Origin of the sequence: Halobacillus sp. B23F22_5 (assembly GCF_043497085.1) — a bacterium.
Classification (GTDB): domain Bacteria; phylum Bacillota; class Bacilli; order Bacillales; family Halobacillaceae; genus Thalassobacillus.
Window position 1 is genome coordinate 206,786 of record NZ_JBIEKI010000005.1, and the last position, 18,156, is coordinate 224,941.

An 18,156-nucleotide genomic window follows, 5' to 3' on the forward strand; every position below is an offset into this window, starting at 1 on the left:
AAAAGTCCACTTTCACACAAAAAAGACCACCCTAAGCTCGCCATCGAGCAGAGGGTGATCCCTATTAATGCATATGACGGAGCAGCATGCTTTCAGACGGCCCTAGTGTAACAGTCAACTCACCGTCTTTAGCCTCAAACACACGCTTTTTATTCTCCATATGCTGCCACTTCCCTTTTCTCATCATTAGGGTCACTTCCCGGTCTTCATGAATATGGCGGTTGAACATATAAATCATATGTTCATCGCTGGCACTCCCGCCAAAGTTATCGACCCCATTTTCAATCCACCGCTCAAAGGAATAGACGTCAGGATGAAGGGAATGAGATTTCCAGCAGCCGGTACGTAATGCTGGGTGTTCACGGCGCCATTTCCCTACCTTTTTATACCAATCTACGAGACTATCATCTTCCCTGCTCCACGGATACGGCTTTCGGTTATCCGGGTCGCTGCCGCCGGTCAAACCTGCCTCATCTCCATAATAAAGGGATGGAACGCCAGGGAAGGTATAGAGCCATAAGCTCAGCGCTTTCACTTGGGCATCGACAATGACAGCTTTGTCATCTGCTTCCATTTCTTCTGGCAAAAACATGTCGAGCATCGTCTTGATTCGTTCGACGTCATGGCTGGATAACATATTCATCAACGCATAAAAGTATTGCTTCGGGTAGTGTTCAGACAACGTCAACAGCCGCCGTTCGACATCATGGGCATCAGCATCACCACTCATGAACGCGAGCATCATCCCCCTCAGCGGATAGTTCATGACTGAATCCAACACACCGCCAAGGAAATACTCCCTCCGCTTGCCATGGCCGATTTTTGTCGTGGCATCTTCCCACACTTCTCCCAGCAACACGCTGGAATCATCTTCTTTTTTCACCTGCTGGTAGATTTGCTTGATCAGGTCATCGGTCAGTTCATCAGCTACATCGAGCCGCCAGTGCTTCAACCCGTATTTTTGCCAGTACTTCAGGACACTATCTTCATCATGGATTAAAAAGTTCTGGTAGCTTTCATCGTCTTTATTGACGGTGGGGAGAGTCCCGACGCCCCACCATGATTCGTATTCATCAGGGTAGTTATGGAAAATGTACCAGGAATAATAAGGAGATTCTTTCGATTGATAGGCTCCGAGTGAATCATACTGGCCGCGCTGGTTGAAATAGATGCTGTTGCTTCCGGTATGGTTAAAGACACCATCAAGCATAATTTCAATCCCGCGTTCCTTTGCCTTCCGGGCAAGTTCTGCCAAGTCTTCATTGCTCCCAAGCAGCTGGTCGACCGTATGATAGTCACCGGTATCATAGCGATGGTTGCTTTCCGCTTCGAATACAGGATTCAAGTAAATCACCGTGACACCTAGCGATGCTATATAGTCGAGCTTCTCGATAATTCCCTGGATGTTCCCCGCAAAAAAATCCCAACGGACGACCGCCCCATTTTCATCACGGATATAAATCGGGTCATTTTCCCAATGGCTGTGCATCAAACTTGTCTTCGGGGCTTTGGCAAGCTCACGTTCACCAGCCGCATAGAAGCGGTCAGGGAAAATCTGATAGATGGTCCCATGCTTCCACCACTCTGGTGTTTCGTAGTCAGGATCATAGACCGTAATCTGCCAGGACGGAGGAACATGATCGTAAACCACCCCATCGCCACTTTCTTCTATGTTCCGGCGCCCGTAAAAAAACTTGCCATCCTCAAGCTGGATTTCAAAATAGTACCAGACCAGCTGAGGTTCCTCCGGCATGACGATTGTCGTCTCATATCCGGAAAACTGGTGCTGCTCCGCATAGATATCCATTTCCTGCGTCTCTTCTTTATCCGTGTTATCCAAAATGTAATGAAGGATGACGCTCGAAATACGGTAGCGGTTATGGATATCGATGGTGAGTGTGACATTCGAGCCATTCGGTGCAGCACCGAATGGCTCGCGATATTGTGTTTTAAAGCTGTTATGATAAACGTCATTTGATTTCATACTGCGTCCTCCTTCATTCATCAATCACTTTAACGTGTTCACTGGTGCAATCCGCCAGATATCCGAAGCATATTCCTGAATCGTCCGGTCACTTGAAAATTTTCCAGCATGTGCGATATTGATCAGGCTTTTTCTGCTCCAGTCCTGTTTTTGCTGATAATCGAAGTTAATCTTCTGGTGGGAAGCTGCATAAGCTGCGAAATCTTTCAGTACAAAAAATTCATCGTTATGATGTACGAGCGAGTCATAGATTTCCTGAAATTCTGTATCCCCTTTCGAAAAAGGACTGTAATGGATCAGCTGATCGACAGTGAGTCGAACCTCTTCGTTTGTGTCGTACACCTGCCTCGAGGAATAGCCGCCGGACCGGTAATATTCCAAAACTTCCTCCGAACTTAAGCCGAATGTGTAAATATTATCATCCCCGACAAGTTCATGGATTTCCACATTGGCACCATCCATCGTTCCAAGTGTCAACGCCCCGTTCATCATCAGCTTCATGTTTCCGGTGCCGGAAGCTTCCTTACTAGCAGTTGAAATCTGTTCACTCACATTGGCTGCCGGGATGATCCGTTCCGCAAGGGAAACCGAATAATTTTCCAGAAAAATAACTTTAAGCTTGTCGCTTACTACCGGGTCATTATTCACCACGTCAGCAATCGTATTGATCAGCTTGATGATTTTTTTAGCATAATGGTAGCCCTGTGCTGCTTTTGCTCCGAAAAAGAAGGTTCTTGGGGCCATTTCCAGAGAAGGATCTGTTTTGATTTTGTTATATAGATGCATGATATGCAGCGCATTCAGGAGCTGACGCTTATATCCATGGAGACGCTTGATATGGACATCAAAAATCGATAGCGGATCAAGGGAGATTCCTTTTGTTTTGTAAACCCAGGAAGCCAGCTTTTCTTTGTTCGCTTGCTTGATATTGTCTAAGCTATTCAATACACCCGCATCATCCTGATAACCCAGCAGGTCTGTCAAGCGCCTAGGTTCATTGATCCATTTTTCACCAATTGTTTCTGTAAGAAGTCCGGCAAGCGGCTTATTGGCATGCATTAGCCAGCGTCTATGGGTAATACCGTTCGTCTTGTTGTTGAACCGCTCAGGAAATGTATTATAAAAAATTTTCATTTCACGCTTTTTCAAAATCTCGGTATGCAGCCTTGCCACTCCATTAATGCTATGGCTGCCAACAATCGATAGATGCGCCATTTTCACCTGGCCATCAGCGATGATGGCAAGTTCAGCGATACGGTCGAATTCTCCGGGGTATTTTTCCCATAATGACTGGCAAAACCGCTCGTTGACCTCTTCTATAATCATGAAAATTCTCGGCAGCAACTGACGGACCATATCCACCGGCCACGATTCCAGTGCTTCACTCAGGGTCGTATGATTGGTATATGAAACCGAGGATTGAATGATATTCCAGGCTTCTTTCCATCCCAGCTGCTTTTCATCCATCAAAACCCGCATCAGTTCCGGAATCACCATCGCAGGATGGGTGTCATTAATATGGAGAGCGACTTTTTCAGGAAAGGCGGACCAGGGCAGCTCCAACTGTTCAAAAGCACGCACAGCGCTCTGTACCCCTGCCGATACTAAAAAGTATTCCTGTTTCAGTCTAAGCTGCTTCCCTTCTTCATGGGAGTCATCTGGGTATAAAAATTCCGAAATCGCTTCAAGAGAGCGCTTGTGACCGAGGAAATTCCCGAATTCATTAAGCCTTGATGCTTTTTTGATGGTATCATCCAGGTTCGCTTCTACAGACCAGAGACGCAGCGTATTGACGGTATCACTGTTATAGCCGACAACCGGGACATCGTAGGGGACCGCCTGGACCTGCTCATAATCATGGTGGTCAAAATGCAGGTTGCCATCTTCATCCTTGCTCGAAGACACATGGCCGCCGAATCGGACTTCTACTGCTTCTTCCGGGCGACGGACTTCCCAGACAAATTCACGCGACAGCCATAAGTCAGGAAATTCGACTTGATTGCCATCGATGAACTGCTGATCGAACATTCCGTATTTATAGCGGATACCATAGCCATGGCCGGCCAGTCCCAAGGATGCAAGGGAATCCAGGAAGCAGGCAGCAAGTCGGCCCAGTCCCCCGTTACCAAGCCCTGCATCGCTTTCTTCTTCCTCCAATTCACCCAAGTCGAATCCTAACTCTTTCAAACCTTCCGCGACGACATCGACCATCTGCATGTTCAATAGATTATTCCCCATCAACCTGCCAATCAGAAACTCCATGGAAAAATAGTAGACTTGCTTTTCCTTCTCTTGTTGATAGCGCTGATTCGTCTCCAGCCATTTTTTTCCGATTCTTTCACGCAACAGCGAACCAAGAGCTCTATATGCATCCACCTCTGTAGCGGTTTCAACTGTCTTGCCTAGCTTAGCTTCGAGCTTCTGGGAAAATGCCTGCTTGAATTCCTCTTTGTCGCTGAACATTTACGGTTTCCTCCAATTCATCCTGCCCTATTCCATTGCCTGCGCATACACCTCACGATACCGGCGTGCAGAATACTTCCATGGAAATTGACTTTTCGTAATGTTTTTAATGAGTGGTTTCCAGACCTCTTTATCCTGGTAAAATTCAAGTGCCCGACGGATGGTGAACAGCATGTCATGGGCATTGTAATTCGCAAATGTGAAGCCGTTCCCTTCCCCTGTTTGTTCATTGTATGGCTGTACGGTATCAGCAAGACCACCTGTTTCCCGGACAATCGGGACAGCCAGGTAGCGGAGTGCGATCAATTGACCGATGCCGCATGGTTCAAACCGTGATGGCATCAGGAACATGTCGCTCGCTGCGTACACTTGACGGGAAAAGGATTCACTGAATAAGATATTCGCGGACATCTTCGTTGGATACTTGGATTGAGCCCATTGAAACATCTGTTCATAATCGTATTCACCTGTGCCAAGTACGACTAGCTGGATATCCTCGGTATCCAGCAGTTCATCGATGACCCGGGCGATCAAATCGAACCCTTTTTGCTCAACAAGCCGGGAAACGATGCTGATCATGGGAACATCGCTGCGCACGGGAAGCCCCAGTTCTTTTTGCAGCCAGAGTTTATTATGGCATTTTTTCGTCAATGAACTTCGGTAAGGAAATGCGAGCGCTTCATCTTTCATCGGATCATAATCTTTTGTATTGATACCATTCACGATTCCAATCATTCGATCGGATTTGCTTCGTAATACTCCATCTAGGTTTTCCCCATAATAAGGGGTTTGAATCTCTTTTGCGTAAGTTTCACTGACAGTTGTGATACGATCAGCAAAATTCAACGCTCCCTTCATGAAGTTGATGTCCCCGAAAAATTCAAGTCCTTCCGGTGACATCAGGCGCTCGTCCAGCTCCATTAAGTCATATAAAACTTCATCAGAAAAAATCCCCTGGTATTTCAGATTATGGATGGTAAAGACCGTTTTCATATTGGCAAAGACAGGATCTTCCTTGTAATGAGTGTGAAGGAATACAGGGATCAAGCCGCTCTGCCAGTCATGGCAATGGATGACCTCAGGTGTCCAGTCCAAGGCTTTGACCATTTCCATTACGGCGCGATTGAAAAATACGAACCGTTCCGCTTCATCTCCGTACCCATACAAATTCGAGCGCTTGAAATAATATTCGTTATCAATAAAATAGACGGTTACGCCATTATGTTCGATGTATTCGACGCCGGCATACTGATTGCGCCACCCAAGTGTCACGTTCAATTCCAGCAATGGTTGCATTTGTGCTTTCCATTCATCGCTGATGTCCTGGTATTTCGGAAGGACAATACGAACATCCTCCTCCTGTTCCTGCAGTGCCTGCGGAAGTGAACCTAACACATCTGCAAGTCCGCCTGTTTTAATGAATGGGGTGCATTCGGATCCTACCATAAATATTTTCATCCTGTTCACTCCTTTTACCTGTTCATTTCATCACATGTAGGAAGAGGAAAAAGATTGCCGTTATAGGCAATCTCCTACATGGAAACCCGTTTTGCTACGACATAAGGCTTCTCCGGGACTCCGATCAACGTCCGGCTGTTAGAAATACGACAGTCCTTATCTAAAATGACATTTTCTAATACCGCATTGCTGTCGATTTCACAGCGCTGCATAATGATCGAGTTTTTGATTACTGCCCCTTTGGCCACTTTTACACCCCGGAACAAAATGCTGTCCTCCACATGTCCGTCAATGATACAGCCATTGGCGACCAGGGTATTAGCAACTTTTGAATCCTGAGAATACTTTGTCGGAGGCTCATTTTTCACCTTCGTGAAAATAGGCGCTTCTTCTTTGAACAAATCCTCATGGTTGGCCCCGTTCAGCAGGCTCGAACTATGACGATAATAGCTTTCGATCGAATTGATCAGTGCATGCGCTCCTTCGTATTCATAAGCATGCATATGAATTTGCGGCAGTCTCGCTTTTATACCATCGAGGAAAAAGTGAGAACAGCCGTGAGCAATGCAATCTTCAATCATCCCATATAGATAATTCTTCTCCAGGATATACATGTCCATATAGACATTGTTGCTACGTTGATCATTATGTATATCCGTAACACGGCCATTTTCATCGATTGTCAGTTTATGGGCTCGTTTATGTTCAGGGTAAAGCTCCTCCACTTTTTTATAGACTACCGTCACATCAGCACCTGACGCTTTATGTTCCTCCAGTACATCGCGGAAGTTGATATTGCAGATATTCTGTGTCCCGGAGACAACCACATAGTCGGCAAACGTACGAGTGATGAAGTCGATGTTATTATGGAAATGCTGGAGGTCACCTTTTGAAATGTCAGTCGGGTCATTCCAGTCTGGAGGAAGGATGAACAGCCCGCCTTGTTTACGATCCAAATCCCAGGCTTTCCCCTGCTCCAAATGATCCATCAGTGACCGGTATTTCCTGCGGGCGAAAACAGCAATCGACTCGATTCGGGAGTTGCTCATATTGGATATGGTAAAATCGATCATCCGGTAGCGTCCGGCAAATGGAACAGCGGCACTGCACCGAAAATAAGTAAGTTCATCCAATACATCCTGTTCATGGTCTAGATTTATGATTCCTGCTAAACGATCCATCGATTAGCCCCCTCCTATTTAATGATCTGCTCCAAATAGCTTTTTGCTAAAACACTGTCTTCATCTGCAACTAATGTAATATCGCTGTCAGGTGACGGATCGCCGATGACAGCCCCATCCTCGATAACACTTCCTGCTGCTATGATGGCACGGTTGATGGTCACGTTTTTTCCGATTTTAACGTCCGGCATGACGACCGAATCACGGATGATGGAACCTTCCTGGACATGCACCCCATAGAAGATGACGGAATGGTCAATGGTTCCATGGATACGGCAGCCTTCATTAATTAGCGCATTATGAACGTTTGCTTCATGCGAGATATACTGAGGAGGCTGATTCGGACTTTTCGAATAGATTCGCCACGAATGGTCATTCAATTCAAGTTCAGGCTTCTCTTCCAGTAAATCCATATTGGCTTCCCATAAACTCGCAACCGTCCCGACATCTTTCCAGTAGCCATCAAATGTGTAGGCCATCATTTTCTTGTAGTCTCCAAGCATCGCCGGGATGATATCTTTTCCAAAGTCATGAGAAGAATTTTCATTACCGGCATCATCGATCAAATAACGTTTCAAGACGTCCCACCGGAAAATGTACACGCCCATCGAAGCTAGGTTACTCTTCGGATTTTCCGGTTTTTCTTCAAATTCAGTGATCACCCCTGAGTCGTTGGTGTTCATCAAACCGAACCTGCTAGCTTCCTCCCACGGAACTTCTATGACTGAAATCGTCGCGTCCGCACCGCTCGCCTTATGGTAATCAAGCATATCGCTATAATCCATTTTATAAATATGGTCTCCAGACAGAACAAGCACATGGTCCGGGTCATACTGGTTGAGGAATTTAACATTTCGATAGATGGCATTAGCGGTACCTGTATACCATCCTCCCCCTTCTTCCGACTGGACGTATGGCGGAAGCACAGAAACCCCGCCGTATTTACGGTCAAGATCCCAGTCGCTTCCAATCCCGATATAACTATTCAAAATTAATGGTTCATACTGGGTAAGTACACCTACGGTATCAATACCGGAGTTGGTACAGTTGCTCAAAGGAAAATCAATGATCCGGTATTTTCCGCCAAAATAGACGGCAGGCTTTGCAATCTGCTTCGTGAGTGATTTCAGCCTGGTTCCCTGGCCACCGGCTAATAGCATCGCTACACATTCTTTTTTCATGATTTAATCCCCCTTCGGTCCATTGGTTCGTTTCCAAAAAGTTACCGCAAGCGGCGGTATTGTCATCTTGATATGATGGTTTTGGCCCTGCCACGGTTCTGGAACAGAGGCTGCTTTTAACCCGTTCCTCTGTCCTGAACCCCCAAAATGTTCCGCATCACTATTGAATATTTCCTCATAATGCCCCGGCTGCGGGACACCAACTTTATAGTCGTGATAGACTACCGGAGTAAAATTGCAGACAACCAAAAGCTGGTCTTTCGGTGTCCGACTGCAGCGTATGAATGATAGGACACTCTGCTCAAAATTATGAGGGTCAATCCATGAGAAGCCATCTTCATGGTGATCCAGTTCCCATAATGCCGGCATGTCTTTATAAAATTGATGCAGCTGTTTCACATAGTCCAATACCGAGGCGTGGGATTCATAATCCAACAGCTCCCAATCGAGATCTTCCAAGTCCTTCCATTCGTCGAACTGCCCGAATTCCGAACCCATGAACAACAGCTTTTTACCAGGATGGGCGTACATGAAAGCCAAAAACGCGCGTAAGTTGGCGAACTTCTGCCAGTAGTCTCCCGGCATTTTGTTTAACAATGATTTCTTGCCATGAACGACTTCATCATGAGAAATCGGCAGGACGAAATTCTCGGAAAAAGCATAGAACAAGGAGAACGTAATAAGATTATGGTTGTATTTACGGTGCACCGGGTCCATTTCCATATAACGGAGCATATCGTTCATCCAGCCCATGTTCCATTTATAGTTGAAACCGAGTCCGCCTATATAAGTCGGAGCACTTACCAGCGGATAAGACGTGGATTCCTCAGCCATCATCAAAACGTTCGGTACTTCTTCAAAAATCGCTTCATTCATTTTTTTAATGAACGCGATCGCTTCAAGGTTTTCCCTGCCTCCATGCTCATTCGTTTCCCATTCAGCGTCTTCCTTGCCGAAATCCAGATAAAGCATACTGGCTACCGCATCGACACGTAACCCATCGAGGTGGAATTCCTTCAACCAATAAATTGCATTTGAAATCAGAAAGCTCTGCACTTCATTGCGGCCAAAGTCAAACGTCAATGTCCCCCATTGCGGCTTCTCCGCTTTCAAAGGGTTTTCATATTCATAGAGTGGCTCGCCATCGAACCGGCGAAGACCATGGGCATCTTTGCAAAAGTGACCTGGCACCCAGTCCAAAATAACTCCAATGCCATGCTGGTGGCACTGGTCGACGAAGTAACGGAAGTCATCCGGTGTACCATAACGGGAAGTCACTGCATAATATCCCGTAGTCTGATAACCCCAGGAGCGGTCAAACGGGTGCTCCGCTATCGGAAGCAGTTCAATATGGGTGTAACCCAGCTCTTTTACATAGGGAATAACCTCATCTGCATAATCGCGATAATTATAATAGACTTCTGATTCGATATTTTTCCATGACCCTAAATGTAATTCATAGATGGAAATAGGAGATTCATAGAAATTCATCTCATCGCGGCGCTTCATCCATAAATCATCATTCCATTGGTAATCATCCAGAGGATAGATGACCGATGCGGTGTTCGGCCGCAACTCACTGGAAAATGCGTAAGGATCTGCTTTCAGCTGCAGATGTCCGTGGGGAGTGAGGATTTCATATTTGTAAATTTCCCCTTTTTCAAGGTGAGGAATGAACGTATGCCAGATTCCATTTTCGTTCAATTTCTTCATCGGATGTTCCCTGCCATCCCATTCATTAAAGTCGCCAACAACACTGACCTGTTGTGCATTCGGCGCCCAGACCAGGAATCGGGTGCCCGGGGTTCCGTTTTGTATGTCTCTATGTGCCCCGAGAAGTTCATAGCTGTATCGGAGATTTCCTTGGTGGAATAAATAAACGTCATGCTCTAAAGCGGTAAAATCTAACAATCTACCACTCCCCTTCTGGTTGATTTTAAAACCGTACAAGTGAACTTGTATTACTAGCATAAGATGTTCTTATCGCGATTACAATTATTTTTATGCTAATTTTCTGAAATGTTTTGTCGCATTTTGTCTTGATAACGGTTACATGTGAAATTTCTGTGTTATAAGGTTTCTAAGAGGAAAAATGAGGGAATTAAACACGTTGATTTTCATAAAAATCTTATTCATCAAAAGTGCCGAAAAGTCGAAGACTTGTTTTCGAGATATATACGGTTCTCTACCATAAAAGAGTCAGGGGCGGCTGGGACACTACTCGCTTTCCCGGATCTCCACACCGTTACTACCGTAACGGAAACAATATATCTTGAAACTGAGTCTTCAGCAATTGGGAGCTTAACTGTAATATCAAACATTTCATTTCTCGATAAATTTCAATATTCTTTCCCTGTTCTCTTCGTATACTTGCTCACCAAGGGCTATCAGTTCTTCGGTGAACTCGACTTCATCAAATGGGACTTCCTCTCCAAGTTCTTCGTTAATACGAAGATAATTATCCTGTAAGAGCAGCTGGCAATGGTAGGATACAGATTCCGAAGAGAGATTCAGTGCCAGATCTAACAGCTTTGGTGTAACTTTCATTGCCGGCAGATGGAATGGCATCCATTTTTTGATACCCCAAAACTTATCATGGTCAATTGTGAAATCAATGCTTTGTTTTCCCGTACCCAGGGAGAGAATTTCTATGTCCTGTAAACTTTTTTCAAAATAATGGACCACTTCCGTAATACAAACGAGCGAAGGGTTGTTGGCCCATAGACCCCCATCAATCGACAAGTAATTATTATCAACATTGTTCGGTGGAAAATAAATTGGTGCAGAACACGAAGACAAGACAGCATCCCACAGTGGTATCGATAAATTATCATTTTCTCCTTTAACGGCGTGAGACCGATGAATATATGGCCTGCCATTAGTAACATCCACCGCGGGAATTAGCAAAGGATCACTCATTTCACCGATTTTCTTATTTTCAAATGCTTCTTTCAACAACCGACGCAGATAGCGATCACTGTAGACGCTCTTGAACAACCCTACTTTTGCCTGCCTAATAAAAATCTTCTTGCCATATTTCTGATAAGAGTCCAATAATTCACCCATATTTTTACGTAGCATGACAGAGGCAGCAATAATAGAACCGGTACTGGTTCCGGCAATCAAGTCAAACTTTTCAGCAACTGGACACCCCAACTCTTTTTCCATGGCTTTTAACACAGCTATGGGCATCACACCTCGAATACCCCCGCCATCGATACATAATATTTTCATTTGCCTCACCATCATTCATCATGCTGATATTCCTGTCTCAATAATATCTACATTAACCTTTACTTCTACCGGCACTTCAGGATAGAGTTCTACCCACTCTTCATAAGTTATTTTCCCTTTACGGTTCTTCAAAAGGTGTCCCAGCCCCAGTGGGTCGATGTTCTTTTCCTTGAATTGTGCGATCATCCTTTCGCTTTTACTCTCAAAAAACGATTTTAGTGCCTTCTCTACCTTTTTGACATGAGCTTGTGTCTCAAAGGTTTTAATATCGGAAATTTCACTAAGGACCCCTTTCATGTTGACAGAAATAATAAATTTGGGGTTCGATTTATCTCCTTTCACCTGGTACTTCACTTTAGATCCGATATTATCAAAAGCAACACCTTTCCCTTCCACTTCAATTCCCTGAACCCCCTGATTGAAATCTTCCACCATCATCTTGAAAGTGAACACATCTTCAAACGGCAGTTGATCAACAACTTTTCCCCCTCGGAATAATGCTAATCCATCCATCTTCACTTCCCCCTCCTCCAACAAAAGATATGGTAAATATCCGTCCATCCCCATCGCATAATAGGAGTAAAGGAAGTTATGAAGATTGGTTGTTGGAAATAAAATCCTCTCGTTCTGTTCCATTAGCCCGATCAGGTAATCTGCATTCGTTTGGTTTTCACTATATTTTGTTTTAATCAGCTCTTTTGTTTCTCCTCTAACAATTCCCAGCCGCACATCTCTTCCTATGTGTGGGTCCCGGGCAAGCATATCGATGACGCCACTCATATCTTTTCTAGCCAGTTCCTCACCATATAAGGATACTGTCAGTTTCCCCATCCGTATCGGTCTAGGTGATTTGCTTTCCAAACCACTAATAATTTCTTTCATCGTATTCGCTTGAAAGGATAAAAATTGCTCAGTCGGCACTTGTTCTTTACTACGACCATAGTGTGGAATGGCCACCGTGCACTTAGTAGATTCATCATTAACATAATCACACCCGGACAGGTTGACTAGCGCGACTTCCTCAACACTGCGATACGGCAGACAGCCTGACAGGAAAAGGATTCCGGAAATTAGGATCGACAATAGTTTTTTAATTTCCATGACGGTATCTCACCTTTTTCATGATGTACATCAATAGGAATAGGAACGGAATATAGAGCAGGAAGTAAAATCCTACTCGGTTAGCAAATGTATTTAACACATCAATCATCGACCGATTATCAATTAAATTAGATGTTATTAACAAAACAACCAAATACATCCAGATCACAGGTTTTTGCTTGATTTTGAACATCCGCTTTGGAATCCGGCTGGCAGCCCATAACCCCAGACATATATTCGGCAGAACGACATACGCCCATAATCCGATACCCATATATTCAAACCGTTGCAGGAATGGAAAATTCACGATTTTCCATAAAGAAATCGTTCCCCATGTTACATGCTGCAATTGTTCCTCACTGTAATAAATGAAAGCAACAAGCGCGCTGATCAGGTAGATCATTGTGGTATAGAAAGCTCCAAAATGGGCCCATTTCTTTGATGCTTTCTGGTCTTTAAGAAAAGGATAAAATAGTAGGAGCAATTCAATACCGAGAAAGCTTAGTGTACTTGTTTTTGCTGAACTGAGGATATCCGGAACCGAAGCCTCAATCATAGGGTACAGGTGATTGACATCCCCAAGCTGTAAAGGGAAAAACTTGAACAACAGTAATGGCAATGCCAGAATGACACTGAGAAGACACATCCCAGTGATTACACGAAGTCCCCCCTCCACAAAGTAGTAAGCGAGGAGAAGGTAGACTAATGTAAACAGCCATGTATTCAATTGTGGAAAAACCCAGACCTGGATGACTTCGACAAATGTCCGTAATACCGTCAGAGTTAGTAACAGAAAATAGATGCTGAATACAAGATTCATCAATCCGCCTAAATATTTTCCGAAAAGAAAGTTATGGATAGAAACCAGGTCGCTACCACAGCCCTGCAATAGACGATAAATCATCCATAATAGTAGATGAATGGCCAGGCCAGCCACCAAAATTGCAATCCAGGCGTCATAGCCCGCGTCTTTGGCAATATACTTTTCGAACCCAAGAATCCCCACCCCTACTTGCATGGAATGTACTAAAAAAAATGCCATCGTAGAAGTGACCATTAAGTTTTCTGGTACGTTGAATCCGCCCCTTGCATCATTCATCTACATCCCTCTTCTCATTTGCCCGTTTCTGATTGAACCGGCTGGAATCCACCGGTCTAGTCTGAATTGGTCTCATTGATTGCTGGTTGAACGGAAGACGGATGAACGCGTCTTTCAAATCATGGAACCGAAGCGGATAAAGTGGAGCAAAAAAAGGTCTTCCAATTGATTTCAGTTTGATCAAATGGGCAATGAAAAAAGCCATCACGATCGATACCCCTATAAGCCCCCACATTTGTGCCCCGATTAAAAATGGAAACCTTACGAGCCGGATCGTATTACCAATCTGGTAGACGGGCGTTGTAAAGGAAGCCAGTGCGGCCAGTGCAACTATAATTAGCAATACATTACTGGTCAGACCCGCTTCCACAGCTGCTGTTCCGATAACGATACCACCGACGATACCGATTGTCTGACCAACCTTCGTCGGAAGTCGTGCACCCGCTTCCCGGAGCAGTTCAATCGTCAATTCTAAAATGATAACTTCCAATATCGGCGGAAAGGGTATATCAGCCCTGGAAGTTACAATGGTTGCCAGCAAGTCTTGAGGGATCATCTCCAGGTGATAGGTTAAAATCGCGACATATAACGGGGAGCTTAACACCGAAAATATAACAGCAAACAACCGGATAAGCCGGAATCCTGAAGCCAGATGCCAGGGAAGAAAATAGTCATCCGAGGCAGAGAAAAATTCAACAACAGTTGTCGGACAAGTCAAAGCATGAGGTGAACCATCGACTAAAATGGTCACCTTTCCCTCAACCAACGCTCCTGTAACCCGGTCGGGTCGTTCTGTATCCAACAGCTGAGGAAAAGGCGAATTGGAATTGTCCGCAATCATCTGGGTGATATAGGAACTATCATTAATCTGGTCATATTCGATATCTTGCAAACGCTGCATGACCGTGTTGACATTCTCCTTATTAGCAATGCCATCGATATATAAAACCGCCACCCGCGTTTTCGTAAGCTTACCGATATTTAATTCTTGTACCATAAGCTGAGGAAGAGCCAGACGTTTACGCACCAGATTGATGTTCGTATCAAGCGATTCGACAAACGCCTCTTTAGGTCCAACTACACTGAACTCTACTTCCGGGATGCTTACTTTCCGGGTTTCAGCGACTACAGCAGGGATTGTCAGAAATTTTTTGTCGTACTCTTTCATTTGAATGATGACATGCCCTTGCATGACCCGCTGCCGGAAAACGTTGACATCATCCGTTATATCCAGTCCCTCAACAGGAATGATATCTTCCATTTCCTCGAGAGAGCGCAACGTATTTTGCTTCAAAGCAGGGAGAATTATTTCATTTACAGTTTTAGGCTCAATCATGGTTTCAAAATACGATAAAACACACTTCGTCTCTCCTTTTAAGGGATAGACCATAAAATCCTTCGACTTTTCCAGTTCCTTTGTCACATCTTGGACTGTCTCGTTTTGTTTAGGAAATTCATTCCCTTTATCTTTCTTCCATTTCCACATGAGAAAGCTCCTTATAACCACGAATAGTTCATCTCTTTAGTACTTTGCAAAACAGAATAATTTATTCCAGACAGGGAAAGATGTAAGTTAGATGGAAATTGGAGGGAATAATGTGGTTGTAGCGTATATTCTTCCGCTTATAATGGTTGCTGCTTTTTTTATAGCAATCCTGCTATTGATAGACTGGCTTGCTAAATTGATTTTATACTCTTTGATTATTATTATCATTATCCTCCCGTTCGTGCTTCTCTATAAAGCAGAAGTTAAAGATGAAAAAAGATAAAAAACGATTCATCTCCGCTTGAAGATGAATCGTTTTTTAGTTGATATTTAACTGGCCATCCGCTTTTTGTTTTTTTTACGAATAGACTGCTCTAATGCCCCTGTACCGAGTATGACCCCCATTACAATGAACAAAAATCCGAACAACTGCCCAGCCATAATCCTTTCTCCTAAAAACAGGTAGGAACCTGTCAAGGAGAAAAACGGAGTAAGGTTGATAAAAATGGCAGTTTCCCCAGCACCCATCTGGTGAATCGCTTTATTGTAGACCATATGGCCGATCCCGGTCGCCAGGATAGCTGAAGCTAAAAATACCAGCCAGTCTGCCAGGGTACCAGTTGTCAAAGTGGAAAGGCCTGACGGTTCAAGCTGAATGCTGACCACAAATAGGAACACAGCGCCTAATATCTGCATCCATCCGGTTATCAGGCGGGCATCCATCGTTTCTGTCGCACGCTTGATTGCAATGAAACTGACTGCCTGGGTTACGACGGCTAAAAAGATATATACATCACCACGTGAAATGCTCCCTACACTCCCCTCTCCGTTCAGGACGATGAAGGAGACACCAGTAAGCCCTAATATGATTCCAATCATTCTGAGAAGCGTTAACCGGTCGCCAAGAAAAATAATAGCAAAGAGAGAAGTCATCAACGGAACCAAACCTAATATAAGCCCTGCATTAGAAGCATTGGTAGCTGTAAGTCCTACCGATAAAAAGAAATGATGGCCTAAAATCCCCGACAGAGCTCCCAGGGTGATATATCCTGCCTGTTGTCTGGTGATTTTTCGAAACTCTCTTTTTATACCAAGGAAGAGCATCACGACAATGCCAGCCAATAATATCCGAAAAGCAGTTATCGTAACAGGAGCAAAGCTTTCGACTAAAACCTTGATAGCAATGACATTGAAGCCCCAGATCATCATAATGAAAAATAATAGCGTATAAGTAAGTGATTTAGACATATGCTTTCATCTCTTTCTTTGAGTAAAAGTATAAACATATAGTTTACTTTCGTTGTCGAAAATCTTCAACACAAAAGCCCGGGATCATTTCTCATCCTCGGGCTTTACTGTTTAATATCAAGCGATTCCTGGGCGTGAATTTTTAATAAAAAAAGACATGATCAGCCCGGCAATTGCGATAAGGCCGGCTACGATGAACGATACGTTCACACCATGGATCAATCCTATCACCCCATCTGACGGGATTGCCTGTGTCGTCATGACAGACACAAGCAAAGCTGTACCGACAGCACCAGAAACCTGACGCATGGTGTTATTCATAGCCGTACCATGCGGCATCAGTTCATTCGGCAGTTGATTAAGCCCAGCTGTAGTCACTGGCATCATCACCATCGAAATACCGAACATGCGGGCTGCATTGACACTGGCTAAATACAGAAAAGTCGTTTCAAGTGTGGTATTTGAAAACATGAATGTAGTAATCACTAAAATCGAAAGTCCGATAATGGCCAGCCAGCGTGCTCCGAACTTATCAAACAGCCGTCCTGTGACAGGATTCATCAATCCCATCAAGACTGCTCCTGGCAGCAGCATCAACCCTGATTCCAGAGCTGTGAAGCCGAGCATATTCTGCATGAGGATCGGTAAGATAACAGCACCACCGATCATCGCTATGAAGGATACCATGCCGATCGCGGTTGTGACCGTAAACATGGTATTTTTGAAAATCCTGAATTCCAAAATTGGCTGCTCTAATTTCAGCTGTCTTAGTATGAAGAAAACGAGTGTGACAGCCCCGACAATAATCGCACCAAGAACCTCTCCGCGAAGCCAGCTGCCACTGCCCGCAACACTGAATCCATATAAGATTCCGCCAAAGCCGATGGTCGACAACATAATAGACAGCACATCAACCTTCGGGAAAGTTTGCTTCGTTACATTTTTCAAAATGAAGTAAGCAACTATGATATCAATAATAGCAATTGGCAAAATTACATAAAATAAGCTGCGCCATGGGAAGTTTTCAACCAGATAACCAGACAGAGTCGGTCCTATGGCAGGTGCGAATGCGATGACCATCCCGAACATCCCCATAGCCGCTCCCCGCTTTTCTACCGGAAACACCAGGAAAAGGATGGTCTGCATCAATGGAAGAATAATTCCCGCACCTGCTGCCTGCAGCACCCTTCCGGATAAAAGGATAGTAAAATTCGGAGCTATCGCACACACTAATGTACCTAATGCGAACGTACCGACAGCTGTAAGAAACAAGCTCCGTGTCGTAAAGCGTTCAATTAAAAAAGCTGTGATGGGGATCATGATCCCATTCACAAGCATGAAAATTGTCTGCAGCCACTGAGCCGTATTCGCATCAAGGTTTAAGTCGGCCATAATATGAGGGATTGCTGTCGCCAGCAATGTTTGATTCAAAATAGCGACGAAAGCGCCGGAAATAAGCACAATCATCAATGGAACTTTATTTATTGGCTCTTCTTGGGTATTTGATTGTTCCACGGTAATCCTTCTTTCTTTTTTAGGTAACTTAGAAATTTTAACCCAATTTATCTTGAAATTCAACATTTAGCTACTCGAAATGTTCACCAAAGTAGGCTGAAGTATTCCATAGTAATCAATTTTTGTCTCAAAACTACATAAAAATAACTAGCTTACTCACTTGTACAAACGGGTATATTAAGAGCAAAACTTTTTTTACTGGGAGT

Annotated in this window: 13 protein-coding genes; 1 reads left to right on the top strand and 12 read right to left on the bottom strand. The window is 44.2% G+C overall.

Annotated features, from left to right (window positions below):
* Nucleotides 1-64: 64 nt before the first annotated feature.
* From ACGTN9_RS09735 to ACGTN9_RS09780, 10 genes are all read right to left on the bottom strand, one after another.
* Nucleotides 65-1,984 (bottom strand): glycoside hydrolase family 13 protein, encoded by a 1,920-nt coding sequence (locus tag ACGTN9_RS09735; protein WP_499592269.1) that lies wholly within the window; start codon nucleotides 1,982-1,984, stop codon nucleotides 65-67.
* Between the two features lie 24 nt (nucleotides 1,985-2,008).
* The gene (locus ACGTN9_RS09740; protein WP_499592271.1) at nucleotides 2,009-4,447 is read right to left on the bottom strand and encodes a glycogen/starch/alpha-glucan phosphorylase; all 2,439 of its coding nucleotides are present in this window, start codon (nucleotides 4,445-4,447) and stop codon (nucleotides 2,009-2,011) included.
* Between the two features lie 27 nt (nucleotides 4,448-4,474).
* Entirely contained in the window at nucleotides 4,475-5,905 is a 1,431-nt protein-coding gene (gene glgA, locus ACGTN9_RS09745; protein ID WP_499592273.1) for a glycogen synthase GlgA, read from the bottom strand.
* Nucleotides 5,906-5,979: 74 nt separating this feature from the next.
* Complete coding sequence (glgD, locus tag ACGTN9_RS09750; RefSeq protein WP_499592275.1) at nucleotides 5,980-7,086, bottom strand: glucose-1-phosphate adenylyltransferase subunit GlgD; 1,107 nt, start codon at nucleotides 7,084-7,086, stop codon at nucleotides 5,980-5,982.
* Between the two features lie 14 nt (nucleotides 7,087-7,100).
* Nucleotides 7,101-8,267, bottom strand: coding sequence for a glucose-1-phosphate adenylyltransferase (locus ACGTN9_RS09755; RefSeq protein WP_499592277.1), 1,167 nt, complete (start codon nucleotides 8,265-8,267; stop codon nucleotides 7,101-7,103).
* 3 nt (nucleotides 8,268-8,270) lie between these two features.
* Nucleotides 8,271-10,178 carry a 1,4-alpha-glucan branching protein GlgB gene (glgB, locus tag ACGTN9_RS09760; RefSeq protein ID WP_499592279.1) on the bottom strand — a complete coding sequence of 636 codons (1,908 nt, stop codon included), beginning with the start codon at nucleotides 10,176-10,178 and terminating at the stop codon, nucleotides 8,271-8,273.
* A gap of 411 nt (nucleotides 10,179-10,589) precedes the next feature.
* Complete coding sequence (locus ACGTN9_RS09765; protein WP_499592281.1) at nucleotides 10,590-11,501, bottom strand: CBASS cGAMP-activated phospholipase; 912 nt, start codon at nucleotides 11,499-11,501, stop codon at nucleotides 10,590-10,592.
* Between the two features lie 18 nt (nucleotides 11,502-11,519).
* A complete protein-coding gene (locus tag ACGTN9_RS09770) occupies nucleotides 11,520-12,602 on the bottom strand; it encodes a Ger(x)C family spore germination protein (RefSeq protein ID WP_499592283.1) in 1,083 nt (360 codons plus the stop codon).
* Entirely contained in the window at nucleotides 12,592-13,701 is a 1,110-nt protein-coding gene (locus ACGTN9_RS09775; RefSeq protein WP_499592285.1) for a GerAB/ArcD/ProY family transporter, read from the bottom strand. The genes ACGTN9_RS09770 and ACGTN9_RS09775 overlap by 11 nt, the downstream gene beginning before the upstream one ends.
* Complete coding sequence (locus ACGTN9_RS09780; RefSeq protein ID WP_499592287.1) at nucleotides 13,694-15,187, bottom strand: spore germination protein; 1,494 nt, start codon at nucleotides 15,185-15,187, stop codon at nucleotides 13,694-13,696. Before ACGTN9_RS09780 ends, ACGTN9_RS09775 begins: the two co-directional genes overlap by 8 nt.
* 112 nt (nucleotides 15,188-15,299) lie before the next feature.
* Between ACGTN9_RS09780 and ACGTN9_RS09785 the strand changes: the two genes are divergently transcribed.
* A complete protein-coding gene (locus tag ACGTN9_RS09785; protein WP_499592289.1) occupies nucleotides 15,300-15,470 on the top strand; it encodes a hypothetical protein in 171 nt (56 codons plus the stop codon).
* A 47-nt stretch (nucleotides 15,471-15,517) separates the two neighbouring features.
* Here ACGTN9_RS09785 and ACGTN9_RS09790 read toward each other — a convergent pair whose 3' ends face one another.
* Together ACGTN9_RS09790 and ACGTN9_RS09795 are read right to left on the bottom strand one after the other, a co-directional pair.
* Nucleotides 15,518-16,435, bottom strand: coding sequence for a DMT family transporter (locus ACGTN9_RS09790; RefSeq protein WP_499592291.1), 918 nt, complete (start codon nucleotides 16,433-16,435; stop codon nucleotides 15,518-15,520).
* Nucleotides 16,436-16,552: 117 nt separating this feature from the next.
* Nucleotides 16,553-17,902, bottom strand: a complete 1,350-nt coding sequence (locus tag ACGTN9_RS09795) for a DHA2 family efflux MFS transporter permease subunit (RefSeq protein ID WP_499592442.1) — start codon at nucleotides 17,900-17,902, stop codon at nucleotides 16,553-16,555.
* Between the last annotated feature and the right edge of the window lie 254 nt (nucleotides 17,903-18,156).